This window comes from Ensifer sesbaniae (genome assembly GCF_013283665.1).
Lineage (GTDB): Bacteria > Pseudomonadota > Alphaproteobacteria > Rhizobiales > Rhizobiaceae > Ensifer > Ensifer sesbaniae.
The window spans coordinates 398,056-422,634 of sequence record NZ_JABEKU010000002.1 but is presented as its reverse complement, the minus strand read 5'-3'; the positions used below and the strand labels follow the sequence as shown (position 1 = coordinate 422,634).

19 protein-coding genes and 2 pseudogenes are annotated in these 24,579 nt (G+C 62.4%); 14 read left to right on the top strand and 7 right to left on the bottom strand.

The genetic code is table 11. The features are described from left to right. Positions 1–75: 75 nt before the first annotated feature. Together BHMPCIPO_RS19785 and BHMPCIPO_RS19780 are read right to left on the bottom strand one after the other, a co-directional pair. A complete protein-coding gene (locus tag BHMPCIPO_RS19785) occupies positions 76–1,428 on the bottom strand; it encodes a sensor histidine kinase (protein ID WP_173518543.1) in 1,353 nt (450 codons plus the stop codon). After that, entirely contained in the window at positions 1,425–2,099 is a 675-nt protein-coding gene (locus tag BHMPCIPO_RS19780) for a response regulator transcription factor (RefSeq protein ID WP_173518542.1), read from the bottom strand. The genes BHMPCIPO_RS19785 and BHMPCIPO_RS19780 overlap by 4 nt, the downstream gene beginning before the upstream one ends. Positions 2,100–2,370: 271 nt before the next feature. Here BHMPCIPO_RS19780 and BHMPCIPO_RS19775 point away from each other — a divergent pair, with 271 nt between their 5' ends. The 4 genes from BHMPCIPO_RS19775 (at position 2,371) to BHMPCIPO_RS19760 (ending at position 6,354) form a co-directional block, all read left to right on the top strand. Continuing rightward, positions 2,371–4,086: a phosphoethanolamine transferase gene (locus BHMPCIPO_RS19775; RefSeq protein ID WP_173518541.1), complete on the top strand. Its 1,716-nt coding sequence runs from the start codon at positions 2,371–2,373 to the stop codon at positions 4,084–4,086. Between the two features lie 168 nt (positions 4,087–4,254). Further along, positions 4,255–4,626 (top strand): hypothetical protein, encoded by a 372-nt coding sequence (locus tag BHMPCIPO_RS19770; protein ID WP_173518540.1) that lies wholly within the window; start codon positions 4,255–4,257, stop codon positions 4,624–4,626. Positions 4,627–4,891: 265 nt separating this feature from the next. After that, positions 4,892–5,560 carry a metallophosphoesterase family protein gene (locus BHMPCIPO_RS19765; protein ID WP_173518539.1) on the top strand — a complete coding sequence of 223 codons (669 nt, stop codon included), beginning with the start codon at positions 4,892–4,894 and terminating at the stop codon, positions 5,558–5,560. A gap of 80 nt (positions 5,561–5,640) precedes the next feature. Further along, positions 5,641–6,354: an HAD family hydrolase gene (locus tag BHMPCIPO_RS19760; RefSeq protein WP_376741672.1), complete on the top strand. Its 714-nt coding sequence runs from the start codon at positions 5,641–5,643 to the stop codon at positions 6,352–6,354. 166 nt (positions 6,355–6,520) lie between these two features. Here BHMPCIPO_RS19760 and BHMPCIPO_RS19755 read toward each other — a convergent pair. Continuing rightward, positions 6,521–6,826 (bottom strand): annotated as a pseudogene (locus BHMPCIPO_RS19755) (ABC transporter substrate-binding protein); the annotation flags it as partial. 190 nt (positions 6,827–7,016) lie between these two features. Between BHMPCIPO_RS19755 and BHMPCIPO_RS19750 the strand changes: the two are divergent. From BHMPCIPO_RS19750 to BHMPCIPO_RS19735, 4 genes are all read left to right on the top strand, one after another. Next, on the top strand, positions 7,017–8,048 hold the full coding sequence (locus BHMPCIPO_RS19750) for an amino acid ABC transporter substrate-binding protein (protein WP_173518537.1): 1,032 nt from the start codon (positions 7,017–7,019) through the stop codon (positions 8,046–8,048). A gap of 166 nt (positions 8,049–8,214) precedes the next feature. Next, complete coding sequence (locus BHMPCIPO_RS19745) at positions 8,215–9,363, top strand: amino acid ABC transporter permease (RefSeq protein WP_173518536.1); 1,149 nt, start codon at positions 8,215–8,217, stop codon at positions 9,361–9,363. Positions 9,364–9,366: 3 nt separating this feature from the next. Next, positions 9,367–10,473 (top strand): amino acid ABC transporter permease, encoded by a 1,107-nt coding sequence (locus BHMPCIPO_RS19740; RefSeq protein WP_173518535.1) that lies wholly within the window; start codon positions 9,367–9,369, stop codon positions 10,471–10,473. Beyond that, positions 10,466–11,920, top strand: coding sequence for an amidohydrolase family protein (locus BHMPCIPO_RS19735; RefSeq protein ID WP_173518534.1), 1,455 nt, complete (start codon positions 10,466–10,468; stop codon positions 11,918–11,920). The genes BHMPCIPO_RS19740 and BHMPCIPO_RS19735 overlap by 8 nt, the downstream gene beginning before the upstream one ends. Before the next feature lie 47 nt (positions 11,921–11,967). On the opposite strand, the pseudogene BHMPCIPO_RS19730 reads toward BHMPCIPO_RS19735, so the two are convergent. Together BHMPCIPO_RS19730 and BHMPCIPO_RS19725 are read right to left on the bottom strand one after the other, a co-directional pair. Continuing rightward, positions 11,968–12,291 (bottom strand): annotated as a pseudogene (locus BHMPCIPO_RS19730) (YqaA family protein); the annotation flags it as partial. A 54-nt stretch (positions 12,292–12,345) separates the two neighbouring features. Further along, entirely contained in the window at positions 12,346–13,248 is a 903-nt protein-coding gene (locus tag BHMPCIPO_RS19725; protein ID WP_173518532.1) for an AraC family transcriptional regulator, read from the bottom strand. A 97-nt stretch (positions 13,249–13,345) separates the two neighbouring features. On the opposite strand from BHMPCIPO_RS19725, the gene BHMPCIPO_RS19720 reads away from it, so the two are divergent. Further along, entirely contained in the window at positions 13,346–14,089 is a 744-nt protein-coding gene (locus tag BHMPCIPO_RS19720) for an SDR family oxidoreductase (RefSeq protein WP_173518531.1), read from the top strand. 47 nt (positions 14,090–14,136) lie between these two features. Here the strand turns inward: BHMPCIPO_RS19720 and BHMPCIPO_RS19715 are convergent, their stop codons facing one another. Both BHMPCIPO_RS19715 and BHMPCIPO_RS19710 read right to left on the bottom strand, forming a co-directional pair. After that, positions 14,137–16,407: a methyl-accepting chemotaxis protein gene (locus BHMPCIPO_RS19715; protein WP_173518530.1), complete on the bottom strand. Its 2,271-nt coding sequence runs from the start codon at positions 16,405–16,407 to the stop codon at positions 14,137–14,139. 170 nt (positions 16,408–16,577) lie between these two features. Next, positions 16,578–17,228: a TetR/AcrR family transcriptional regulator gene (locus BHMPCIPO_RS19710; RefSeq protein WP_173518529.1), complete on the bottom strand. Its 651-nt coding sequence runs from the start codon at positions 17,226–17,228 to the stop codon at positions 16,578–16,580. An 83-nt stretch (positions 17,229–17,311) separates the two neighbouring features. On the opposite strand from BHMPCIPO_RS19710, the gene BHMPCIPO_RS19705 reads away from it, so the two are divergent. The 5 genes from BHMPCIPO_RS19705 (at position 17,312) to BHMPCIPO_RS19685 (ending at position 24,578) form a co-directional block, all read left to right on the top strand. Further along, complete coding sequence (locus tag BHMPCIPO_RS19705; RefSeq protein WP_173518528.1) at positions 17,312–18,964, top strand: MFS transporter; 1,653 nt, start codon at positions 17,312–17,314, stop codon at positions 18,962–18,964. Between the two features lie 10 nt (positions 18,965–18,974). Beyond that, on the top strand, positions 18,975–19,985 hold the full coding sequence (locus BHMPCIPO_RS19700; protein ID WP_173518527.1) for an HlyD family secretion protein: 1,011 nt from the start codon (positions 18,975–18,977) through the stop codon (positions 19,983–19,985). A gap of 134 nt (positions 19,986–20,119) precedes the next feature. Next, complete coding sequence (ligD, locus tag BHMPCIPO_RS19695) at positions 20,120–22,582, top strand: DNA ligase D (RefSeq protein WP_173518526.1); 2,463 nt, start codon at positions 20,120–20,122, stop codon at positions 22,580–22,582. 26 nt (positions 22,583–22,608) lie between these two features. Next, positions 22,609–23,493, top strand: a complete 885-nt coding sequence (gene ku / locus BHMPCIPO_RS19690) for a non-homologous end joining protein Ku (RefSeq protein ID WP_173518525.1) — start codon at positions 22,609–22,611, stop codon at positions 23,491–23,493. After that, the gene (locus BHMPCIPO_RS19685) at positions 23,493–24,578 is read left to right on the top strand and encodes a tetratricopeptide repeat protein (RefSeq protein WP_173518524.1); all 1,086 of its coding nucleotides are present in this window, start codon (positions 23,493–23,495) and stop codon (positions 24,576–24,578) included. Before ku ends, BHMPCIPO_RS19685 begins: the two co-directional genes overlap by 1 nt. The last annotated feature ends 1 nt before the right edge of the window (position 24,579 follow it).

Below are 24,579 nucleotides of genomic sequence, written 5' to 3'. Positions count from 1 at the left end.
GGCACATGGCGCCCAAAGACGGGCAGGACCAGGAGGGGAGGAGCCCATGTTTCCAGATCGGCCAAGTGGCGGGGCTCAGGCCGCGGCGGAAAAGTCTATCGAGATCTTGGTTCCGCGCTCCGGCGCCGTATCGACCGAAATCGTCGCCTGGTGCAACTCGCTGATGCGCCGGACAATCTTGAGGCCGAGGCCGAGCTGGCCGGAACTCTTCACGTAGCCGAGGTCTTCGTGGTGCTCGGGCAGATCGACGAGCCCTTTGCCATTGTCTTCGACGGAGACGACCGGACCGGGGCCGCAGGTGAGCACGATGCGAGTGCCCGGCGGATTGTGTTTCACCGCGTTCTCGATCAGGTTTCGCAGCATGTTCTCGACGAGCGCTGGGATCGCGGTGACCGGTGGCGAGCCTTCGTCGACGAACTCGAGCGATTTGTCGTGGTCGAAGACGAACGGTGCGATAGCCTCCGCAACGGCGGCTCCGATCTGCGACAGGCTGGTGCGCTGGTAGGCGGAGGGATCGACTGCGTCGGCCCGCGCCAGAGAGGTGAGCTGCTCGAGAATGTGGGTCAGCGCGTCGAGGTCTCTTTCGGCGCTGCGAGCCCTCGGATCGTTGATGCGGCTCAGCTCCATCTTGGCGATCGACACCGGCGTGCGGATTTCGTGGGCGATCGAGGACGAAAACAGCTTCTGCGACTGGATGAGATCGGCCACCCGCGTGAGCATGCGGTTGACGGCGGTGACCAGGCGGGCAATCTCCTGCGGCATTCGTGTTAGTGGCAGGCGTGCGCTGCTGTCGCGCGGGTCCAGCGCATCGGCCGCCTTGGCGGCCATCGCGACGGGCTTCAGTGCGCTGCGGATCGACCAGATCGTCGCGCCGATGACGAGACAGAACATCAGCGTCATCGGCACGATCATCGAGTCGACCATCTCGTGCAGCAGCGCACGGTACATGAAGCCGTTCGGATCGTTGAGGATCGCAAGCTCGATGAGCACGGAGGTGCCGCCCCGCTCGAAAGTCTGGCCGCCGGCGACGCTGAAGGGTTTGCCGGGCGCGATCAGGCGCTTCCAGAACTGTGGTGCATCCATGCTGACCGGCAGGAAATGTCGGGCGCATTCGCTCGTGCAGTTCGAGTAGACGATCACGCCGGAGGCCGTGCGGATGTGCAGAAAGATCGAGCCATCGTCGCCATGGCGGTCCTGATAACGCTCGCGCATCTCGTGATTGGGCTCGTAGCTCACGACGCCGTCGCGGACGTGGATGTAGGCCGCCAGGTTTTCGGTTTCCTGCTGGAGCATGAGGACGCTCAGCTTGTCGTCGTCGAACCAATAGTCGGCAAAGACGACGCCGATCTGAATCGCCATGGCCACCAGAGAGAAGGCGATGATGCGGCGGGCGACGATGCCGATCAGCGACGGGTTGCGGGTTTTCATGAGGCGCGCCTGAGCAGATAGCCGATGCCGCGCACGGTCTCGATCTGTACGCCGGTGTCAAGCGGTTGCAGGCGCTTGCGCACACGCGATACGGCGAGCTCGAGCGCGTTAGGCGTGACTTCCTGACCGTACTGCGAAAGCGCCGATTCGAGTTTTCGCTTCGGCACTACGCGCCCGACCTCCCGCATCAGGATTTCCATCAGCGATCGTTCGCGCGGCGGCAACGGCACGACGATGCCGTTACAGATGAGGTCTGCGGTTGCCGGGTCATAGCGCAGCGCGCCTGCCTCCAGCACCGGCTGGACGGCCTGCGGGTTGCGCCTCAGCATCGCGCGGCAACGGGAGAGAAGCTCCCGATGGTGAAACGGTTTTACCAGATAGTCGTCAGCTCCGGCATCGAGCCCGGCGATGCGCTCGTCGACGGATCCCTTGGCGGTGATGATCAGGACAGGCAGTCCGGGATAGTCATGTCGGAGCCGACGAAGCAGGGACAAGCCGTCGCCGTCGGGCAGGCCGAGATCGAGGAGCACGAGATCATGCTCCCGCCCGGCAATTGCCGTCTCAGCGTCCGCAACGGTTGAAACGGCATCAAGCCTCCAGCCAGCGTCCCGCATGGTTTCTCCGACCAGTTCTACCAGTCGCGGACTGTCTTCAACCAGGAGCAGGCGCATTGATTCGTCTCGATATTACGGAGGCCGCTGTCGACCATATGGGCTTTCGCCTGGACTGCCAACTCCCGGTCGCAATTCCCGCCGGCGCGTGCATGAAGCGGGCAATGAGCGGTCTTGACGGGGTTTGGACAGCTTGTCCGTCGTATCTCGACAGGTGAGGGGGAGGCTGCAACTGAACAGGTGGCCGTTATTGCGGTCTCCGCTTCGACGAAATGCCCGCGCCTGTGTCGACCATCTCTGATGTCCGTGCAGTCGCGGCTGGAGACCCGCTTTGACACTTTCAAGAATTCGCCGGCCAGAGATCGGCAGCATCGCTCTCACCGCGCTCGTCAGCGCCTATCTGCTTCTCGTTACCAACAAATCCTTCTGGACGCACGCGGTCGCCTATTTCAACGATTCCGCCGTGGCGCTGCTGTCCTTCAGCGCCGCCCTCTGCCTGCTGACCTTTGCGGCGCTGACGACTGCCTCCGTCAAATATGTGATGAAGCCGGTGCTGATCTTCTCCATCATGGTGTCGGCGTCGGCCTCCTATTTCATCGATTCCTTTGGCGTCATCATCGACAAGGACATGATCGGCAATGCGGCCGTGACCACGCAGGCGGAAGCCGGTCACCTGCTGACAGGCAGCCTGGCGATGCATCTGCTGCTCTTCGGCGTGCTTCCCTCGCTTCTCGTCGCCTGGGTCAAGGTCCGCCGCCGCCGCTTTCTCGCCAATGCCGCGGTCAATCTCGCTGTGATCATCCCCTGCCTCCTCGTCAGCGGGGGGCTGGTCTATGCAAATTTCGCGAATGTCGCCTACGTGATCCGCGAACATAAAGACCTGATGAAGCGGTTCAATCCGACCGGGCCGGTGTCGGCGGCCGTACGATATGCCGCTTCGACCTACACGGCGCGCAATATCGTCGTACAGCCGCTCGGTACCGATGCGCATCAGGGTTCGCGGATCGCAGCCGCCGGTAAGCCTGTGGTCGTTGTGGTTGTTGCGGGCGAGACCGCACGCGCAATGAATTTTTCATTGAATGGTTACGCGCGCGAGACCAATCCGGAACTGAAGGCGCTTGGTGTCGTCAACTACACCGACACGACGAGCTGCGGCACGGCGACGGCGATTTCGCTGCCCTGCATGTTTTCCGTCTACCCGCGCAAGGAGTATAGCGACTGGAAGGCGCGGTCGACGGAAAATCTTATGAACGTGCTGACGCGTGCGGGCGTCTCGACCACCTGGTGGGACAACAACACGGGCAGCAAGGGTATCGCCGACCTCATCAGCTTCGCCAGCATGACCAACCAGAAGAACAGTCCCCTGTGCAAGAACGGGGAATGCCTGGATGAGATCTTCCTCGGCGAACTCGACAAGAAGCTCCAGGCGACGACCTCGAACAGCGTGATCGTGCTGCACCAACTCGGTAGCCACGGTCCGTCCTATTATCTGCGCTACCCCGAGAGGTTCCGTCGGTTCACCCCGGATTGCCGCACGCCGGAACTGATGAAGTGCTCGGTCGCCGAGATCACCAATGCCTACGACAACACGATCCTGTACACCGACTACGTGCTGGGGAGTGTCGCCCGCCTTCTGGAGAAGCATCAGGACCGCGTCGCCGGGGCGATGATTTACATGTCCGACCACGGCGAGTCGCTCGGCGAGGACGGCATCTATCTGCATGGTGCGCCCTATGCGATCGCCCCGCGCGAGCAGACGCAGGTGCCGTTCGTCGCCTGGTTCTCGAAACCTTATCAGGCGTCCATGGGTGTCGATACCGCCTGTCTCGCCAAGGACACGGCGCAGCCGAAGTCGCACGACAATCTCTTCCACACCGTGCTCGGCATGATGGATGTCGAGACCAAGGTCTACAAACGCGACCTCGATGCTTTCGCAAACTGCACGAGGAAGCCGCCTGCCGGCAACCCGGCTTTCCAGTCTGCCGATACGGCCAAGGACCTGCCGGCCGGTACAACGGGCCCCGTCGCCTTGCCGGGCGCACTCTGATCTGACCACAAACCCGGTCGCGTGTCGCTTTTTTTCGGGCTCTCGGAACAAAAGCGCGTTTCGACGCTTCCTTGCATACATGTCCTCGACTCCGCACGGACGGTCGGCGACCCTTTTGCTATGCCAGTCCGGCGGATAGAGGCGCCAATCCGCTTGCAGGAGGATTAGATGCGCGTCGTCGGTATACAGGTTTCCCCGGAACGGGCCGGTCGGACCGGATTTAGCGTCGAGTTCGTCGGCGATGGCGGGGAAGTGGTGACCGTGATGTGCCCGCAGGATAGCGCCGGCTCGTTGAACCGGCTCAACGCCGTTGCAAAGGCAAAGGAAATCCTCAAGACGGCGCTCGACGCAGATGAAGCGTTGCAGGCCGCGGGCGCCCCGACGGGTTCGCTTCGAGGTCCGCTGCTGAATGCCCGTCATGCGCACGATCGGGATGCGATGGAAGAACAGCTCGACGAGGGGCTTGAAGATACATTTCCGGCGAGCGATCCGGTTTCGATCGCTACCTCGACGATCGCAAAGGGCAATTCCCGCCGCTGAGGGCCCAGCGGCGATGCCGCCGTCCGCATCAGGGTGGCAGCCGTGGCTTTGGCGATATCGTTCGAAAGCGTACCTCCGCCCAGTTTCGGCCACCTCGGCGGACTATCGGCAAAATTGTCGGGCACTTTGACGCGAGTCGGTTGTTTCGATCGATATCGCGCGCATACGTTTCGACGAAAGACTTGATATAGTGTTTTGATTTATTGATATTTTCCCTGGGATCAACCCGGTCCGAGGGTATGGAATATGTGTGGAGAGTAGACGCATGGCCGCCCGGCAACTCACCTTCGCGATCGGCGACATTCATGGTTGCCTCGAACAGTTGCGTGTGCTCTTGCGCGAGATTGAAGCCTATGCGCCGGGGGGCAGGGTCATCTTTCTTGGCGACTTGATCGACCGGGGGCCGGACAGTCGCAGTGTCGTCGAATTGGTCATGGCCGGCCCGTCCAAGCCCGGTTGGACCTGGCTGACAATCAAGGGCAACCATGAAGACATGCTGTGGGGCGCCAGCAGCGGCGAGTACGACGTTGATTGGTGGCTCGTCAATGGTGGCCAGGAGACGCTGGTCTCCTACAACGGTGTCATTCCCGGTCGGCATCTGAAGTGGATGAAGGAACTTCCAACGATCCTAGTCGAACGACACCGCATTTTCGTGCACGCGGGTGTCGATGAGACACTGCCGCTGGAGCGGCAGGGCGACGAGATCTTTCTCTGGATCAGGCAACCGGAGGACTATTCCGGCGACTATTGGGGGAAGCATCTCTGTCATGGGCACACGCCCAGTACGGCCAATCCCCGTACCATCGGAAACAGGACCAACGTCGACTCCGGCGCGGTCTTCAGCGGCGTCCTGTCCTGTGCCGTCTTCGATGACGATCAACCCGGTGGCCCGATCGATTTCCTCATGACGACACGAGTCCAGGCCGCGAGCTGAGCGACGCTACTGGCAGTACAGGCGCAAATGGCATTGTGCGTCTGACTGTCCGGTAGTAGGTGTGCCTTCTCCACGGGGCGATGTTGCTGCCGCCCGTTTCACCATCTCAGGGGATTGCCTTGGACGCCGCGCCTTCATCCGTTTTCACGAAGAATTTTGCTGCCCTATTGTTCGATATGGATGGCACCTTGCTGAACTCCATGGCCGTGGTCGAGCGCGTGTGGGGCGCCTGGGCCGTGCGCAACGGTCTCGATCCGGTCGAAATGATGAAGACAGTGCACGGCGTGCGCGCTGTCGATACGATCCGTAGCTTGCAACTGCCCGATATCGATCCGGAAAAGGAAGCCTACGACCTGGCGCTTGCCGAGATCGCCGATGTCGAGGGCATCATCGAGATCCCTGGCGCCGTCGCCTTCCTGAATTCCCTACCGCCGGAGAAATGGGCGATCGTGACCTCAGCGCCGCTCGACCTGGCGGTACGCCGTCTCGCGGCCGCCGGCATCCCGACGCCGCAACTGATGATAACCGGTGAAGATGTTTCGGCCGGCAAACCCGATCCGCAGGGCTATCGAATGGCTGCCGAACGTTTGGGCGTCCGGCCGGAGGATTGCCTGGTATTCGAAGACGCACCTGCCGGTATCCTGGCAGGCCTTGCGGCCGGCGCCGACGTCGTCGTCATCACCGGAGCCCATGAGGCCGCCGCCGACACCCCGCACATGACGCTTGCCCGCTACCATGACATCGAAGTGGAGCTTGCTAGTGACGGCATGCTGTCACTCCGCCGGACGCTCTGAATGCTTACAAAGAAGCCGAGGTCGACGCCGACCTTCGGCTTCGGTCTCATCGGTTAAGAGCGGGATGAGGAAAGTGTTTTGCGTTTTTCCGCCCGCATCCCGCTCTCACTTATGAGAATCGATCACCTTTATGGTTTTGCGTCGATTCTCCCAAAACCATCGTGATCTAAGCGTTGAGCCAGCATTTCGTCAGCGCGTGGCCACCCATCAGTTCGCCGTTCGGATCATCCATCCGGCCGCCGACCTTGTCGCTCGTCGCGTCGATGTAGTTGTTGAACATCGGCAGCGCCTTGCGTTTGGCGGTGTCGGGTTCGCCGCGGGCCGTGAGGATCAGCTTGTCGAAATCCTCGCGGACGAAGCGCGTGTCGTTCCATTCTGCCTTAGATAGATTGGCGATCGAATAGACCTGGTCCTGAGTCGGTCGCCCGGTTCAGTAGGACATGCTGAAGGGCTGCTTGTTCCAAACGTTCGACTCGATAGCGCCCGAATATTTCGTCGTCAATATTGTATACAATCATGTTGATGTTTGTATTCTGCTATCGTATGCAACTGATGACCCCGGCAATTGCGGGCCGGAGTCGATCGGTCAGGGAGGAGGCGTGCGATGAGGACCGCACGACTTGGGCCGGTCAGGACGAGGAAAAACCAAAGGGAGGGAATTCATGAAAAACAGGATCCTACAGCTTTGCGCGACCGTTGCGGGCATCGCCGTCGGGCTGGTGGCCGCGACGTCTGCGAATGCGGCGACGACGCTCGAAACGGTCAAGGCGCGCGGCAAGCTGATCTGCGGCGTCTCGATGAGCACACCGGGCTTTGCCACCGCGGATGCGAAGGGCCACATGCAGGGCTTCGACGTCGACGTCTGTCGCGCTGTCGCCGCCGCCGTTTTCGGTGACCCGGAAAAGGTCGACTTCGTTCTGACGAACATCAACACGCGCTTCCAGGCGCTGCAGTCCGGCGAAATCGACATGCTGTCGCGCCAGACGACCCTTACCTTCTCGCGCGAAGTCTCGCTTGGCCTCGACTTCGGGCCGACCGTCTTCTACGACGGCCAGGGGCTGATGGTGGCGAAGTCGCTCGGCGTCAACAGCGCCAAGGAGCTGACGGACGCGGCGATCTGCACGCTGCCGGGCACCACGACCGCCCAGAATCTCAGCGACTTCTTCCGCTCGATCGGCGGCAAGTTCGAACTGGTCGTCTTCGAAAACCCGGACGAAAACCGCAACGCCTTTTTCTCCGGCCGTTGCGAAGCGATCTCTTCCGACCGTTCGGATCTCGCTTCGATCCGCGCCGTCGCCAACAACCCGGACGATTACGTCGTTCTGCCGGAAACCATCTCCAAGGAGCCGCTGGCGCCCGCCGTTCGCCAGAACGATTCCAACTGGCGTGACATCGTGTCCTGGTCGGCCTGGATGCTGATGGCAGCCGAGGAGCGCGGCATCACCCAGGCCAATGTCGACGAGATGGCCAAGAGCGAGGATCCGGAGATCCAGCGCATGCTCGGCGTCAACGAAGAACTCGGCAAGATGCTGAACCTCGACAACAAGTGGGGCTACAACATCATCAAGGGTGTCGGAAACTACGGTGAAGTGTTCGAGCGTAACCTCGGCACCAAGACCGCTCTCGGCCTGACGCGCGGCCCGAACACCCGCTGGAGCGAGGGTGGTCTGCTCTACGCACCGCCGTTCCGTTGAGGATTGACGGGCCTGCGTCTCGGCGCGGGCCCAGCTTCCTGCTGCATGTTTCCCTGGACCGCCGCCGATTTGTGGAAGAACCGCGGACGTTCAATGTGCCAAAGCGACCTCTGCGCCCAGATGAGATCCGCGGTGCTGTTGGTCCTGCCTAAGGGACGGGTGCCCGATGCCCCTGTTTTATGACGCGCGCATTCGCGCCTATCTCTATCAAGCGATCGCCGTCGGCATCGTCTTGCTCATCGCCTGGGTGATGTTCAGCACCGCGAGCGCCAATCTTGCCAAGCAGGATATCGCGACCGGCTTCGGCTTCCTGGCCCGCCAGGCCGGCTTCGTCATCACGGAGACCGCGATCACCTACGAGCCGACCGATACGATCGGCCGTGCAATCCTCGTTGGCATTGCCAACACCGTCAAAGTCTCGCTGCTCGCTGCATTGCTTGGCACGATCCTCGGCCTGCTGGTCGGCATTGGGCGGTTGTCGCACAACCCCGTGCTGTCGCGGCTGATGCTTGCCTATGTGGAAGCGCTCCGCAACGTGCCGCTGCTGCTCTACCTGCTGCTCTGGTATTCGCTGATCATCTCCGCGTTTCCACCGGTCAAGCAGGCGATAGAGATGCTCCCGGGGGTGTTCCTGTCGAACAGCGGCCTGGTCATGCCCGCGCTGCACTGGGAAAGCGGATTTGCGGCACTGGTCACGGCTCTCATCGTCGCTGTCGCCGCGGCCACTTTCGCCGCGCGGATCATCGGCCGCAGGCGCGTCGTCACCGGAAAGGATATGCCGGTGGCCGCGATCGCCACGCTGGCGTTCTTTCTGCCGATCGCGGCGGCGCTGCTGATCGCCAACATTTCCGTTGCCTGGGACGTGCCCGTGCTCGGCCGGTTTCGTTTGAGCGGTGGTTATCACCTGCGTCCGGAGTTCGTGGCGCTTCTGCTCGGGCTGACGCTCAGCGTGTCGGCCAACGTTGCGGAGATCGTGCGAGCCGGCATCCAGGCGGTCAGCAAGGGGCAGTGGGAGGCTGCGACAGCGCTTGGCCTTTCACGCGCGCGCACCCTGAAACTGGTGATCCTGCCGCAGGCGCTCAGGATCATCATTCCGCCGCTCACCAACACCTATCTGACCGTCTTCAAGAACAGCTCGCTCGCGATCGCCATCGGCTATCCGGATCTGGTGATGGTCTCGAACACGATTATGAACCAGACCGGGCAGGCGATTGAATCCATTGCCATTTTCATGGGCGTCTATCTCGGACTGTCGATCCTCATCTCGCTGGTGATGAACTGGTACAACGCCAAGGTCGCGCTGAGGGAGCGCTGAGCCATGACACAGATCGATACCCTCATCAGCGGCTCGACGCTCACGGCCCATCGTGAAGTGCCGCCGGTGCCGAAAGGTCGCTGGCTCGGCGCCTATTTCGGAACGCCAGGCAATGCGCTGATCACCATCCTTTGCCTCGGAACGATCTTCGCACTTGCCAAGCTCGCAATCGGCTGGCTGTTCATCGACGCGACCTTTTCCGGCACGCCGGCGGAATGCAAGGCGACGAGTGGCGCCTGCTGGCCGTTCCTCTCAGCGAAGATGCGCTACATCTTCTTCGGTTTCTATCCGTTCGAGGAGCAATGGCGGCCACTCACGGCGATGCTCCTGTTTCTCGGCGCCTGCCTCGTCTCGATGGTTCCGAAGGTCTGGGGACGGACGCTGTTCATCGCCTGGATCGCAATCTTCCTGCCGACGCTCTATGTGCTGATGGCAGGCGGGTTCTTCGGTCTGACCGTCGTCCCGACGGCGCAATGGGGCGGTCTCCCGCTCTCCTTCATGCTTTCCTTCATCGGCCTTGCCTTCGCGCTGCCGCTCGGGATTGCGCTTGCGCTCGCCCGCGCGTCCAGCCTTCCGGCAATCCGCATCCTGGGGGTCAGCTTCATCGAGATCGTGCGCGGCGTGCCGCTGATCAGCATCCTGTTCATGGCAACGGTCATGCTGCCTCTGTTCATGCCAGACGGCATCACCGTCGATAAGCTCATTCGCGCACAGGTGGCGATCATCCTCTTTGCCGCCGCCTATATTGCCGAGATCGTCCGTGGCGGCTTGCAGGCGGTTCCCAAGGGGCAGGTGGAGGCCGGCCATTCGCTTGGCCTGCACTACTGGCAGATCATGCGGAAGATCGTGCTGCCGCAGGCGTTGAAGAAGGTCATCCCGCCGCTCGTCAGCCTCTTCATCGGGTTCTTCCAGGATACGACGCTCGTGACCATCGTCGGCCTGCTCGACTTCCTGGATACCGTGCGTACCGCCATGCGCGATCCGCAATGGCAGGGTATCGCGGTACTGGAAGGCTATGTCTTCGCTGCCGTCATCTACTTCGTTTTCAGCGCTCTCATGGGAGCTTACAGCCGTTTCCTCGAGCAATATTTCAGGACCACGCATGACTAAAGAGATCCACGTCATCCGCAATGTGCACACGCTCGTCGCCTTCGATCGCGAGCGGGATGGTCACGTCTATCTGCGCGACGCCGACATCGCCTATGACGACAAGGGCTTCGTCCATGTTGGCGGTCACTACGACGGGCCATTCGACAGTGAAAGTTCCGGACGCGACCGGATGATCATGCCGGGCTTCGTCAACGTCCATTGCCATTCCGGCGAAGAGCCGATCTCCAAGGGCATTTTCGAGGACATGGGCACGGCCGCTCTTTGGGGCAATGCGCTCTACGAATATTCCAACCTTCTGGAGATCGACGACGACGCGATCGAGGCGTCGCTGACGGTCATGGTCGGCGATCTGATGCGCAGCGGCGTCACGACGCTGCTCGATATCGCGGGCCCGCATGAAAGCTGGCTGCCGACGCTCGCCCGAAGCGGCGCACGTGCCTTCGTCGCGCCCGGCTTTCGCCAGGCGCAATGGTATGTCGAAGACAGCCACCGCCTCGATTTCCGCTGGCACAAGGCGCGCGGTCGGGAAGCCTTTGCGCGGGCGCTGGAGGTCGTCGACGCGGCGGCTGCGCACCCTTCCGGTCGCCTTGGCGGCGTCGTGGCGCCATCGCAGATCGAGACCTGCTCGCCGGAACTGCTGCAGGATGCCGTGACGGCCGCGCGCAAGCGCGGCATTCCGGTCACCATCCATGCCGCCCAGACCATGGCCGAGCACGAGGAACTGCTGCGTCGCCACGGGTTGACCGCCGTGCAGTATCTCGAGAGTCTCGGCCTGCTCGGAAAAGACCTGATCCTCGGCCATTGCATCTTCGTCGACAGCCATTCCTGGACCCGGCAACGCACGGAGGTCGATCTGCGACTGTTGGCCGACCGCAAGACGACCGTTGCCCATTGCCCGGTCACCTTCTCGCGCAGCGGCATGGCGCTGGAATCGGTCGGCCGCTACCGTCGCGCCGGCGTCAATGTCGCGCTCGGAACGGACAGCTATCCCTTCAACATGCTCGAAGAAATGCGCCAGGCGATGATCTGCGCACGGCTCGCCGGCAAGTCCGTCTTCGACGTCGCGACCGGTGACATCCTGGAAGCCGCGACCATCGCAGGCGCCAGAGCGCTCGGCCGTGATGATATCGGGCGGATCGCCGTCGGCTCAAAGGCGGATTTCCTCGTGGTCGATCTTCGCCATCACGCGATGCAGCCGATCTACGATCCACTGCGCAACCTTCTGCATTGCGCGGCTGAGCGGGCGATCGAACGGGTCTATGTCGACGGCACCTGCGTCGTCAGCGGCGGGCGGCCGACCCTGGTCGATTATGACGGCGCGCTCGCGAAGCTTCAGGAGGCGCAGGACTATGCGTGCCGCAAGGCGCCCGAGAACGACCCGAGGGGCCGCGGGATGCGGACGCTCGCGCCGTTGTCCTTGCCCACTGCCGTTTCCGCAAAGGCGTAGGGCGAAACGGAACATGGGTTGGCCCCTGAAGTCCGGGCAGGGAAGGATCAGTAGAAAAGGCGGTGGGCGGCGAAGAGGCAGATCAGGACCGCTGCCGCGCCACCGGCAAGCGCGCCAAGCCGCCTCTCGAGAAAATCACGGATCTCTTCGCCAAAGCGGCGCAGCAGCCAGGCAAGCACGAAGAAGCGCGCGCCGCGTGCAATGATCGCTGACACGATGAAAAAGCCGAGATTGATGTTGGCAGCGCCCGACAGGATGGTCGCGACCTTGATCGGCGGCAGATGTGCCAAGCCTGATGTGACGAGCAGCAAGGCCAGCATTTCGGAGTCGACCGACGCCTTCAGATGCTCGAACGTTTCGAGCTTGCCGCAGCTCCGGAACGGAGGTGCCAGAGCATCTTTGTGTTCATCTGAACCCCAAAGCGCTCAGGCTCTTGCCATGCGCGCATAGCGGCCGGGTGGCTGGCCGACATGGCGGCTGAAGGCGGTGCTGAAGGTACTGGCCGAACCGTAGCCGACGCGTTCGGCGACCGAGGCGAGATCAAGGTCGCGTTGCCGCAACAGGTCCTTGGCGATCGCCATGCGCCACACGAGCAGGTACTCCATTGGCGGTACGCCGACGGCACGGGTGAATCGCTCGAAGAACACCGAGCGAGAAAGCGCCGCCTCGTTTGCGAGTTCCGCTACGGTCCATGCATGCGCCGGATCGGCGTGGATCTTGCGAATGGCGACCGCCAGCCGCGCGTCTGCGAGGCCACGCAACAGGCCGGGTGTTGCTCTTTCGCCCTGAATGGACCGAAGGGCCTCGACGAGCAACACTTCCACGAGCCGCGCCAGAACCAGGTCTCGTCCTGGCCGTTCGTCACGCGCCTCTTCGCCAACCAGGCGTACAAGGGTCGAAAGCCGATCGATCCCGCGCAGATGCATCAATGCCGGCAACAGTGAAACAAGCAGTCCGGCATCGGGCGAGTCGAGGACGAAATAGCCACCGAGCAGGCGCACGTCCGCTTCGCCATGTTGCCTGCCGTGGCGAACTTCGTCTGCCGGCGCCGGCGCTGCCTTGGGATCGATGAAGGTCGGTTGTACCGGGTCGAACCCCGAAAGGGTGAAGCCCGGGGTCGTCGGCAACAGCACGAAGTCGCCGGCCTCCAGCGTGATGGGTGTCTCGCCATCGACGGCCAGCCGGCAGGCCCCCTCGACGACGGTGCAGAAGCTCGGCTCTCCGAATTCGGCATAGCGCACCGCCCAGCGGCCAGCGCCGCTGATGCCCTTGGTGAACACCGTGCGTGGGCGAAGAAGCTGGATGAGCTGTGAGAGCGGATCGATCATCTCAGGATGATAGCAAACGAAATCAGGACTTCAAGCCGTAGATCGTCCTGGTCGTGAACGCTATCCGTTCTCCATCGAAACAACTGAGGCTATTGCGATGAAGACCGTATTGATTACCGGCTGCTCCTCCGGCTACGGGCTGGAGACGGCGCGGCGCTTCCATGCCGAGGGCTGGAACGTCATCGCCACGATGCGTACGCCGCGCCGAGACATTCTGCCGAAATCCGAGCGGCTCCGGGTCTTGTCTCTCGATGTCACCGATCCCGAAAGCATCTCAGCCGCGATCGAGGACAGCGGCCCGATTGACGCGCTCGTCAGCAACGCCGGTATCGGTGTGGTGGGTGCCTTCGAAGCGACGCCGATGTCCCATATCCGCAAGGTTTTCGACACCAACACCTTCGGGGTGATGGCCATGGCGCAGGCGGTGATACCGCAGTTTCGTACCCGCAGGACGGGTGTGATCGTCAACGTTACGTCCACGGTGACGCTTGCTGCCATGCCGCTTGCCGCAGCCTATACCGCCAGCAAGACGGCGATCACCGGCTTCACCGGCTCGCTGGCCCACGAATTGGAAGCCTTCAACGTAAGAGTCAAACTGGTCGAGCCCGGCTACGCGCCGACCACGCGCTTCGCCCATAACACCACGATGCGCGTTGAGGATCTGATCCCGGCGGCCTACGCCGATTTTGCCGCACCCATCTTCGCGCAGTTCGCGGCCGCGCCCTTGGTCACGACTGAGGCCGATGTGGCGGAGGCTGTCTGGCAGGCGGCGAACGACCTGTCCGGCCAGCTCCACTTTCCGGCCGGCGCCGACGCCGTGGCGCTCGCCAAGGCGAGCTGATCGCGCCTTCTGATGCGGGCCGCGACAGCACGTGGCCCGTAAAGGTCCTAGGCGATCAGCCGGATGCGCGCATCCGTCTCCGTCTGGTCGCGTAGGCTGGATGTCGTGCGGAAGCGCTCGACGAGGTCGAAGAGGCCGGATGCCTGGCTTGAGAGCCGAAGGGTCATGGCGGTGCTGTCTTCGACCATCGCATTGTTTTGCTGCGTCACGGCGTCGAGCGACAGCATGGTCTGGTTGATGTGCTGCAGATCGTTCGCCTGGTCGCGCGCGTCGCCGGCAATCTGCTGCGTCTGCTCGTTGATCGCATGGATCCGGCCGGAGATTTCGTCGAGCGCATCGCCTGCCGCCCGGACCAACGAGACGCCCTTCGTCACTTCCTCGGCCGAGGTGGTGATGATCGCCTTGATTTCCCGGGCAGCAAGAGCGGATTTCTGTGCCAGCTCCCGCACTTCATGCGCAACGACCGCAAAGCCCTTGCCCGCTTCGCCGGCCCGGGCCGCTTCGACGCCCGCATTCAACGCCAAGAGGTTGGTCTGGAACGCGATGTCGTTGATCGTGCCGATGATCTGGGAAATGGCGGCTGATCCCTTCTCGATCTGGGCCATGGCGCCGACGGCATTCATGACCACGTGACCCGAGCGGTCGGAGCTGGCCTTGGCGGCAGCGGCGATCGTCGTGGCCGATGAGGCGTGTTCGGCAGTGCGCTCGATGGTCGCGGTGATGGCGCTCAGCGCCGCAGTTGCTTCCTCCAATGTCGCCGCCTGATGTTCGGTGCGCTTGGCAAGCTGGCCGATGGCGTCGCGCATCTCGCTGGTTTCGCCGTCGATGTCAGCGCTTCTCGCCTTCACGTCGCCGAGGGTGACGGCAAGGCTTTCCAGCGACAGGTTGAAGTCCGAGCGCAGGCGATCGAAACCGGCCCCGAAGGGCCGGTCGATGCGTGCTGTCAGGTCGCCTTGAGACAACCGCTCCAGCCCGGACGCCAGCATCTCCACGGCCTCGTTGATCTGGCGCGACACTTCGGCCTGGGTCGTCTCGCGCACTTGCCGTTCCTCTTCGATCATGGTTCGCGTTTGCGCCGCCTCGGTTTCAAGGCGGGCGCGATCGAGAAGCGCATCGCGGAAGACGAGCACGGACCGGGCCATGTCGCCAATCTCGTCCTTCCGGTTCCGGCCGACGCCGCCGATTGTCGTATCGCCGTCAGCGAGCTGGCTCATATCACGGACAAGCCCCGTGATCGGGCGCGTCAGCTGGCGTGAATACCAGATGGAAATCGCCAGTGCCGCTGCAAGGACGGCGAGAGCCGTCGCAAGCGTCCAGTTGCGCAAGGCGGTGACGGCGGCAAAGGCTTCCCGTGATGTCATGACCGCGGCCATGGTCCAGCGGGTGCCGAAAGCATCGAGGCTGGTGGCAGCCATCTGCGCTTCCTCACCGCGGAAATCGGCGAGCTTGCTGCTGACGATGCCATCTTCCGCCAGTCGATCGGCCACGATCCGGGCCTTGAGCATATCGTTGTCCGGTGTGGCAGCGCTGCCGGCGAGAAAAAATCCATTGCCGTCGAGAAGGACCGTCTCGCCAGTCTCGCCAAGGCCCGTCCGGTTGCCGACGATCTCGCCGATCCGCGCGTCCGGCATCTCCAGGATCAAGGTGCCGATCTTACCGTCGATCGATTCCAGCGGGATGGCGATGAATGCCGCGGGGCTGCCGGCGAGTGGCGAATACGCCTCGTAGGAGGCGAAGGCCAGCTTGCTCTTTTCCGTTCCCTCGGCTGTCTCGCGGAAAATGTGGCCAAGCCCTGTATCCTTCCAGGGTTGGTCCTTCAGGTTGACGGCAAAGTCGCCCTTCTTGTTGAGGGAGTAGACGACGTCACCGCTAAGATTGGCGAGCAACACGTCGCGATAACCGTAGGCCTCCGCGAAGCGGCGGAAGAACGGATGATAGCGTGCATGGAGCGCATCGTAAGCATCGACGCCGGCGGTGCTGTAAAGCGCGCGCTTGTCCTCAGGATTGGGGTTTTCCGTCAGGTAACGGCGCTGCAATTCGCTTCTTGCCCTGTCGCCGAGCTTGGCGGCGGCACCGTTGAGATCGCTGAGCGCCTTGGAGACCGATTTTTGCGCCTGGAGATTGCGCAGGTCGTTTTCTATCGTGGTGAGGTAATGGCGAAGCTCGTTGCGGCGGGCATCGGCGAGCGCCTCCAGCTTCTCGATCGCCGCGCGCGATGACAGGTCGCCACTGACCGTCAGGCTGGCAAGACTGGTAGCAGCGATGGAGAAGGCAGCCAGGGCCGCCGCTGCGAGGGGTAGCTTTGCGGACAAACGCATAACAATCACCGAGCATCAAGAGAGGCCATGCCGAAGGGCTGGTAGCGACGCCTCATGCGCGCGGCGGGAGCGTTCCCGCGCGGAGAGTTATACGGTCTCAGATTACAGGTTGATGACGTTTGGATGACAATACGAAAGAATGCTTGTGGAAATAGGCGCCGCGTCTCAGCCTACCGTGGCAGCGTACCCGTTAGGAAGATCTCGGCGCAGCTTTCGGCCCGGGCTGGGATCGTTGCCGCGTCGATGGTGTTGAGGCGCCCCATCATGACAGCGCGCTGCGGCTCCATCGCCATCATGCCCCGCAGCATGCCCGCCGCCAGATATGGATCTTCGATCACAAGCCGGCCGAGAGTCGATTGCGTTTTGAGCCAGCTCTCTAGCGTTGCATTTGTCCGCTCGACAGCCCGCTCCCAGAATGTGGCGGCGATTTCCGGAAAGCGCTCAGCCTCGGCGAGTACCAGACGCGTGACGGCTATCGTGTGCGCCGAAAGCACGAGGTTTCCATAGGCCGTCAGCAACCGCACCAGGCCGGTCTTCACATCCATCCTCGCCAACTTCTCCTCGTCGGCCTCAAGCACGAACTCGGTGATCCTGACGGAAATGACGCGCTCGAAGAGATCCGCCTTGGTCGGAAACAGACGGTAGAGCGTCTTGGTAGAAACGCCCGAGTTCTGTGCGATGACGTTGATGTTGGCCGATCCGTAGCCGAGTTCCGAGAACTGCCGCTCGGCCGCCTGGATAATTATCCGACGGGTCTCGTCATCCGAGCGGATCTGGGGCCGGCCCCGAGAGCGGGGCGTCTCATCCCGTTTTTCGACCATGGTGACTTTCCAAATTCTCTTGACGAAATTCTTAATCGGGACTATTTAGGAAAGCAACTGTTTTCCTAAATAGGTTTCTGGTCATGTCTGCGCTTGCCGTGACTCTGGAAGAAGACCCTCCGCCTGAGACTGCCGATAATGCCGTGAAGGCGATAGAGGCCGCTCCAGCCGCAATTGCCGAGCCGGCGCCCGCGGCATCGGTCGCGCTCTCGTGGCAGCAGAAGGCGATGCTGGTCGTTGGTCTCAGCGGGTCGTTCCTGGTGAATGTCTCGGGTCCGCTCGTTGCGGCAAACATCATTGACGTCCAGGGCGGCGTCGGCTTGACGCCGGACGAAGGCTCCTGGCTGGTGACCAGCTATCTGGCCGCAAGCCTGATGGGCGTGATCCTCTCCGGTCCGATCGTCAAGGCTTTCGGCATAAGGCGAGCCTATGTCGCTGCCGCCGCCGTCTTCACGCTCACGGCTATCCTTTGCCTGAGGTCCACGGACCTCGTTTGGCTAACGGCGTGGCGCGGGCTTCAAGGGTTCACGGCCGGATTTTTCGGCCCGATGGCCTTTGCCTCGACCTTCATCGTGATGTCCAAACAGCGCCTGCCGTTGGGGCTCACGGTTCTGAGTTTCGTGTTGGTCTTGCCCCCGACGCTGAGCCCGGTGCTGGCTTCATACCTGCAGGAGGCGGCCGGCTGGGGAAGCCTGTTCGTTGCGCAAGTGGCAAGCGGCGCGGTCATGGCGGTTGCCGGCTTATTCGTCCTGCCGCGCCAGCCGGTCTCCTGGCCGGGACTGAAGGCGGACTGGGTCGCGCTCCTGCTTCTCGCCACAGCGCTTGGGGCGACGACGATCGTGCTCAGCCAAGGCACGCGTCAGTTCTGGCTTGAGAGCGCCACCATCGTGCTTGCGTTCAATTGCGCCGTTTCGGCGGCTGCCGGCTTCATCTTCGTGACCCTGTTCTCGCCGATCGGGATCCTCGTACCCGCGCTGTTTCTGAGGCGCGGCTTCTCTATCCCGATCCTGCTCAACCTTGCTGCGCGTGCCGGCCTGGTGGTGACCGGCTACCTGATCCCGCAGTTCCTCGCGACCGTTCAGGGCTATCGGCCCGGTGAAGTCGCAACTTTGCTGGGTTCGGCCGTGCTCTTCCAGCTTCTGTCCATGCCCTTGGCCTGGCACCTGCATCGTTTCATGCGCGGCCGGAACATCATGACGCTTGGCTTGCTGATGTGCGGTCTGTCTGCGATTGCCGCCGCCCGTAGCACGAGCCTGACGTCGGGGCCGGAGCTTCAATGGGTGGCGATCTGCTTCGTTGTCGGTGTGGCGCTCTTCCTTGCCGCCGATCTGAGAATCGGTGCGCTTCCCCTGAAGCTGCCCGAACTTCCCACGGCGTCGTTCGCCTTCAACATCTCGACGATCGGCGGCACTACGCTCGGCACCGGGTTTGCCTCCAACCTGGCAACGGAGGCGGAGAAGTTTCATTCCAACGTTCTCACCGAACACCTCTCGCCGTACAGCCCATGGGTCTCGGACCAGCTGACAGGCCTTGCTATGCACCTATCCAGCCGGGTTGCCGACGGTGATGCGTCGCTCGCCGGCGCGGCCTCGTTGGTCGCCGCCGCTGCCCGCAAGCAAGCGTGGGTTCTTGCGTTCAACGACAGCTTTTTGGTGGTCGGCGTCATCTTGGTCATTGCCGCACTCGTGGCCTTTGCCGTGCCGGACAATTCGGCGCCTCAAAAAATCGAAGGATAGGATCAACGACATGAAACTGCTTGAAGCATCCATCGGGGCAGTGGCAATTGCCGGCGCAGTCTTTGGCGTGACATCAATCTCCATGGTCGACGGCTGGTCCGGACAATCGACCGACAATGCCTATGTTCGCGGCGATGTCGTGCCCGTGAGCCCAAAGATAACAGGCTACATCGCCGAGGTCGCCGTTGCCGACAACGAGCCGGTCAAGGCGGGCCAGGTCCTTTACCGGATCGAAGACAACGAATACCGGGCGCGCGTCGCCTCCGCAAAGGCGGCCCTCGCCAGCAAGCGTGCGGCGATCGCCAATCTGGAGAGCCGGCTCAGCGTCCAGCGCGCGAACATAGAACATGCCGAGGCCAATCTTCAGGGCGCGCGAGCCGAGGCCGACCGCGCCGCCCGCGACTTCGTCCGGATCGAAAATCTCACCAAATCCGGCACGGTGTCGCAGGCGAGCCTCGAAACCGCGCGCTCGACCGACATCAACGCGGCCGCACGCGTCTCGGAGGCCGTGGCCAATCTGGCCGCGGCCAAGGCCGAGATCGACGTTCTGGAAAGCCAGCGGCCACAACTTCAGGCGGACGCCGATGGCGCGGCCGCGGCGCTTCAACTGGCGCAGATTGAACTGGACAACACCTTGATCCGCGCGCCGGCGGACGGCACCGTCGGCGAGCGCCAGGCAAAGTCCGGGCAGTTCGTGCGCCCGGGGACCGCGCTCATTCCATTCGTAGGCGAGGACAAATGGATCATTGCAAATTTCAAGGAGACCCAGCTTCCGGGCGTGCGCTTCGGCGGGACCGTGGAAATCCGCGTCGATGCACTGCCGGACGTCACGTTGCAGGGAAAGATCGAAAGCATCTCGCCTGCGAGCGGTGCGCAGTTCGCCTTGTTGCCGCCTGACAATGCCACAGGCAACTTCACCAAGATCGTGCAGCGTGTCCCGGTCAAGGTCACATTGAACGAGGGGCAGAGCGGTCTCGGCGATCTCAGGCCCGGCATGTCGGCGGTTATCACGATCAGGTAGGGCAGGCGCGTTGAGGGTAAGGAGCCCACTCCGGCCGCCGGCTTACGAACGTGCCCGTGCGGGCACCCTTGATCGCTACGCCATCCGCTCCGGCGGATATTGCGGCCTTTGCGAACACGCCCTAGCTTTGCGACATGGCGACGTCGAAGCTCACGGCCTACCGCGCGAAGCGGGACTTTTCCAGGACGCCGGAGCCCGCCGGAAGAACCGGCGGGGAGGGCAATCGTTTTGTCGTGCACAAGCACCACGCCACGGCCGATCATTATGATCTCAGGCTTCAGGTCGGCGACGTCCTGAAAAGCTGGGCGGTTCCGAGGGGACCATCTCTCAACCCCGCCGACAAGCGGCTGGCGGTCGAGACCGAAGACCACCCGCTCGACTATATCGACTTCGAAGGTGTCATTCCGGAAGGAGAGTATGGCGGCGGGCCGATGATCGTCTGGGATACCGGCGTCTGGGCGCCGATGGACGATATCGAGAAGAGCCTGAGGACAGGGGCCTTCAAGTTTCGTCTGGCCGGCGAAAAACTCAACGGCGGCTGGATGCTGACACGGCTGAAGCCAAAGCCGGGTGAGGAGGGGCAGCGCAACTGGCTGCTCTTCAAGGAGCATGACCTTGCCGCCGACCCCGAGGTCGACATCCTGACGTTGCGCCCCGAAAGCGTAAAAAGCGGACGGCGGATCGAGGAACTGGTCCAGCCGCCGAAGAAGCCTGCAAAGCGGATCGTTCTCAGACCCGGCGCGCTGCCAGGCGCGGTGAAAGGTCCAAAGCCGCAGCGGATCGAGCCGCAGCTTGCCAGCCAGACGCCGAAGCCGCCGGGCGGTCCGACGGACAAGCATGTCTGGCTGCACGAGATCAAGTTCGATGGCTATCGGACGATGGCGGATATCTCGGATGGCGAAGTCCGGCTGATGACGCGCAGCGGACTGGACTGGACGAAACGCTACGGCGACCTGCCAGAGGCTTTTCGGAAGCTGCCCTGCCGCGAAACGATCATCGACGGAGAGATCGTCGTTCTCGACGACAACGGCATCAGCCGCTTTGCGCTTTTGCAGGACGCGCTTTCGACCGGTGCCGACAGTAAGCTGGTCTTCTATGCATTCGACATTCTCTACCTCGATGGGTGGAACCTGACCGAAGTCCCGCTGGAAAAGCGGAAAGGGCTGTTGGCGCAACTGCTTCAGGGGCAGGTATCCAGCCGCTCGGCCATCCAGTTCAGCGATCATGTCGAGGGCGACGGGCACGGGCTTTACGATCAAGCCTCGGCATTGGGGTTGGAGGGGATCGTTTCGAAGCGCGCCTCGGCGCCCTATCGAAGTGGCCGCACGCAGACCTGGACCAAGACGAAGGCGCTTCAGATCGGTGACTTCGTAATCGCCGGGTACACGACCTCGCAGGCGGCTGAAGGTCTTGCTTCCCTGGCTCTCGGCGAGTGGCAAGACGGCGAGCTGCAATATCGCGGCAAGGTCGGAACCGGCTTCGATGCGCAAACCGCCGGGCAGTTACTCACCCGGTTGAAGGCGTTATGCGGCGACGCGGCCGCGCTCGAAGGCGCGCCAAGGGAAATCACCTGGGTTCGGCCGGTTCTGAGCGCTCGCATCCATTACTCCAATCGCACCCCCGACAATCTCCTGCGCCATGCGGTGTTCAAGGGGCTTCGCGATGTCGAGCTTTCGGCGCCGGCGCGGTCGCCGCGCAAGCGGCTGATCACCGATGCCGATCTCGCAAGCATCCAGGTCACCAATGCCGACCGCCGGGTATTCGGCAAATCCGGACCGACCAAGCTCGACATTGCCCTCTACTACGCGCTCGTCGGCGACTTCATGCTGCCGCACATTCTCGGGCGCCCGGTGTCGCTCTTCCGTTGCCCGACAGGAAAACGCGCGGATTGCTTCTTCCAGCGTCATCCCTTTACCGGAATGCCGTCCTCGATCGTCAGCTTCAAGTCGACCAATTCCGAAGGCGAAACCAAGTCCTTTCTGTCGATCGAAGGCACGAAGGGGTATTTGTCACTGGCACAGTTCGGCGTGATCGAGCTTCACAGCTGGGGCACAAAGCGCGAGCGGCTGGAAGAGCCCGACCGTATCGTCTTCGACCTCGATCCCGGCCAGGGCATCGCCTGGCGCGACGTGGTCGAGGCCGCGATCCACATCCGCGGCGAACTGGAAGCGCTCGGTCTCGTCCCCTTCGTCAAGACTTCCGGCGGCAGCGGCATCCACGTCGTCGTGCCCGTGACGCCGAAGCTTGACTGGAAGAAGACGCATCAGGCGACGAGCGCGATCGCGACACGGCTGGCGGCGACCGCACCGCAGACCTTCACCACCACGATGGGCAAGGAGAACCGCATCAAGCGCATCTTCATCGATTTCCATCGCAATGCCCGCAGCCATACGGCGGCCGCACCCTATTCGCTGCGCGCACGCACAAATCTACCCGCCTCGACGCCGCTCAACTGGGCGGATCTGGAGACTATCGACGCTCCAGAGGATTTGAACTATTCTTCGCTGCCTGGACTTCTGGATACTTTCGGCGATCCCTGGGCGGATATCGACGACTTTGCCAAGGATTTGCCGCTTCTGTCCGAACCGAGGACATAACGCGTTTGGCCGCGTAGGAGACAATCATGGCGCCCAGGGCAAGTTGGAAGGGTTATCTCAAACTCAGTCTCGTCAGTTGTCCCGTCAGGCTCTATCCGGCGACCAGTTCGAGCGAACGGATCAGCTTCAATCAGCTTCACAAGGACACCCATAACCGGATCAACATGAAGCCGGTCGACCCCGAGCTCGGGCTCGTCGAGCGCTCGGACCTGGTCAAGGGTTACGAATACGAGGACAAGAAATACATCATCATCGAGGACAGCGATCTCGAAAGCGTCAGGATCGAATCCAATCACACGATGAACATCGAGGCCTTTGTCGATGAAGGCTCCGTTGACGTGATCTACCAGGACGCGCCCTATTATCTGGCGCCCGATGGCGCGATGGCGGAGGAAACCTTCGTGGTCCTGCGCGAGGCGCTGAAGAGGACCGGCAAGCTGGCGATAGCGCGGCTCGTTCTTTCGAGCCGCGAGCGGGTGGTGACCATCGGCGCACGCGAGACGGGGATGTTCGTGTGCACGCTGAGGAATCCGAGCGAAGTGCGCGGAACGGCTGAATATTTCGGCAATATCCCTGTGGGGAATCCCGACCCGGAAATGCTGCAACTCGCCGAGGCGCTGATCCAGCAGAAGATGACGGTCTTCGATCCGAAGAACTACGAGGATCGTTACGAGATCGCGCTGATGAAGATGATCCGCGAGAAGCTCAAAGGCCACAAGCCGATCATCGCGGCAGCGCCTGAACGCGGCAACGTCATCAATCTCATGGATGCCTTGAAGGCAAGCCTTTCGCAGTCGAAGCCGCCGGCAAAGAGCAAGACCAAGGCCGAACCGGCGGCCAAGGAAACCGCCAAGGCGGCAGCCCCGGCCAAGCGTACGGCCGCCAAGTCGACCGCGAAGAAGAAAGCCTGATGGCGATTGCTGGCCAGACATTCGGAATTGTTGGTGCTCTCTCGGCCTTCCCACGACGGCTCGTGGCGCGGGAGGTCGAGCGGCAATTCGGGCATTTGCGGCGCGGCGTCACACGGCAGACGACATATCTCGTCTTCGGCCGCAGTCTGCTGATGAAGTGGAGCGAAGCTGAAATCGAAGCCCGCTTCGAGGCGGAGCGTGCAGCCGGGCGGTGGCTCGTCAGCGAGAACGGCTTTCTTCGCCTCTTGGGACTGCTGTCGGTGCCGGTGGCATCGGCGCTCACGCGCCAGTCGCTGGTCGATCAGGCCAAGCTTTCCCCGCGGGTCTTCGATCTCTTGTCCCTGTTCGATGCCTTCGAGCATGACAGCGAACCCTATTCGTTCCGCGATCTGATCCTCGCCAGGAAATATGCAGAACTGATCACGAGCGGGGCGAGTTGGGTTGCAATCGCCCGGTCCGTGCATCGCTCCGGACAGGTCGCCTCGCTGACGGCGCTTTCCCTGCATCACGATGGTACCAATACGATATACGCTCGCAGCGCCGCGGGTTTGAGTGAGCTGAATGGACAACTGCTCTTCGATCTCGACACGCCCGACGATGCCGCTCTGGAGGACCTCTTCGATCTCGCTGAGGAGGCGGAGGCGAATGGCGATTATGAGCAAGCCGCCGCCTTTTATCAGCGCTACCTCGCGATGGACCGAACGGATTCAGTCGCGGCTTTCAACCGCGCCAACTGCCTCAAGGCCGCAGGGCGGGACTTGGATGCGGCGCATGACTATGCCCGCGCAATCAAGTTCGATCCATCCTTTGTCGAGGCCTGGTTCAATTTGGCCGGGCTGATGAGCGAGCGGGGGCGGATCGATGCCGCCCGCAGGCACCTCAAGAAGGCGATCGAGCTGGACGGTGACTATGCCGACGCCGTTTTCAATCTGGCAAAACTCGAATTTGATGCAGGCGACCTTGCGGAGGCCAGACGCTGGTGGAGCCGCTATCTCGAACTCGACAGCGATAGCGAGTGGGCGCGAACGGCCGAACGCGGTGTGCAGTATGTCGATCTGCATCTGCGTCCAAGGACGGCGGGCTGAC

Excerpts from the sequence above, each read along its gene's own strand:
- BHMPCIPO_RS19745 (WP_173518536.1), top strand. The coding sequence starts at position 8,215 with ATGCCCCTGTTTTATGACGCGCGCATTCGCGCCTATCTCTATCAAGCG.
- BHMPCIPO_RS19740 (WP_173518535.1), top strand. The coding sequence starts at position 9,367 with ATGACACAGATCGATACCCTCATCAGCGGCTCGACGCTCACGGCCCAT.
- BHMPCIPO_RS19715 (WP_173518530.1), bottom strand. The coding sequence starts at position 16,407 with ATGCGTTTGTCCGCAAAGCTACCCCTCGCAGCGGCGGCCCTGGCTGCC.
- BHMPCIPO_RS19735 (WP_173518534.1), top strand. The coding sequence starts at position 10,466 with ATGACTAAAGAGATCCACGTCATCCGCAATGTGCACACGCTCGTCGCC.
- BHMPCIPO_RS19750 (WP_173518537.1), top strand. The coding sequence starts at position 7,017 with ATGAAAAACAGGATCCTACAGCTTTGCGCGACCGTTGCGGGCATCGCC.
- ligD (WP_173518526.1), top strand. The coding sequence starts at position 20,120 with ATGGCGACGTCGAAGCTCACGGCCTACCGCGCGAAGCGGGACTTTTCC.
- BHMPCIPO_RS19720 (WP_173518531.1), top strand. The coding sequence starts at position 13,346 with ATGAAGACCGTATTGATTACCGGCTGCTCCTCCGGCTACGGGCTGGAG.
- ku (WP_173518525.1), top strand. The coding sequence starts at position 22,609 with ATGGCGCCCAGGGCAAGTTGGAAGGGTTATCTCAAACTCAGTCTCGTC.
- BHMPCIPO_RS19780 (WP_173518542.1), bottom strand. The coding sequence starts at position 2,099 with ATGCGCCTGCTCCTGGTTGAAGACAGTCCGCGACTGGTAGAACTGGTC.
- BHMPCIPO_RS19685 (WP_173518524.1), top strand. The coding sequence starts at position 23,493 with ATGGCGATTGCTGGCCAGACATTCGGAATTGTTGGTGCTCTCTCGGCC.
- BHMPCIPO_RS19705 (WP_173518528.1), top strand. The coding sequence starts at position 17,312 with ATGTCTGCGCTTGCCGTGACTCTGGAAGAAGACCCTCCGCCTGAGACT.
- BHMPCIPO_RS19725 (WP_173518532.1), bottom strand. The coding sequence starts at position 13,248 with ATGATCGATCCGCTCTCACAGCTCATCCAGCTTCTTCGCCCACGCACG.
- BHMPCIPO_RS19785 (WP_173518543.1), bottom strand. The coding sequence starts at position 1,428 with ATGAAAACCCGCAACCCGTCGCTGATCGGCATCGTCGCCCGCCGCATC.
- BHMPCIPO_RS19770 (WP_173518540.1), top strand. The coding sequence starts at position 4,255 with ATGCGCGTCGTCGGTATACAGGTTTCCCCGGAACGGGCCGGTCGGACC.
- BHMPCIPO_RS19710 (WP_173518529.1), bottom strand. The coding sequence starts at position 17,228 with ATGGTCGAAAAACGGGATGAGACGCCCCGCTCTCGGGGCCGGCCCCAG.
- BHMPCIPO_RS19700 (WP_173518527.1), top strand. The coding sequence starts at position 18,975 with ATGAAACTGCTTGAAGCATCCATCGGGGCAGTGGCAATTGCCGGCGCA.
- BHMPCIPO_RS19760 (WP_376741672.1), top strand. The coding sequence starts at position 5,641 with ATGTTGCTGCCGCCCGTTTCACCATCTCAGGGGATTGCCTTGGACGCC.
- BHMPCIPO_RS19765 (WP_173518539.1), top strand. The coding sequence starts at position 4,892 with ATGGCCGCCCGGCAACTCACCTTCGCGATCGGCGACATTCATGGTTGC.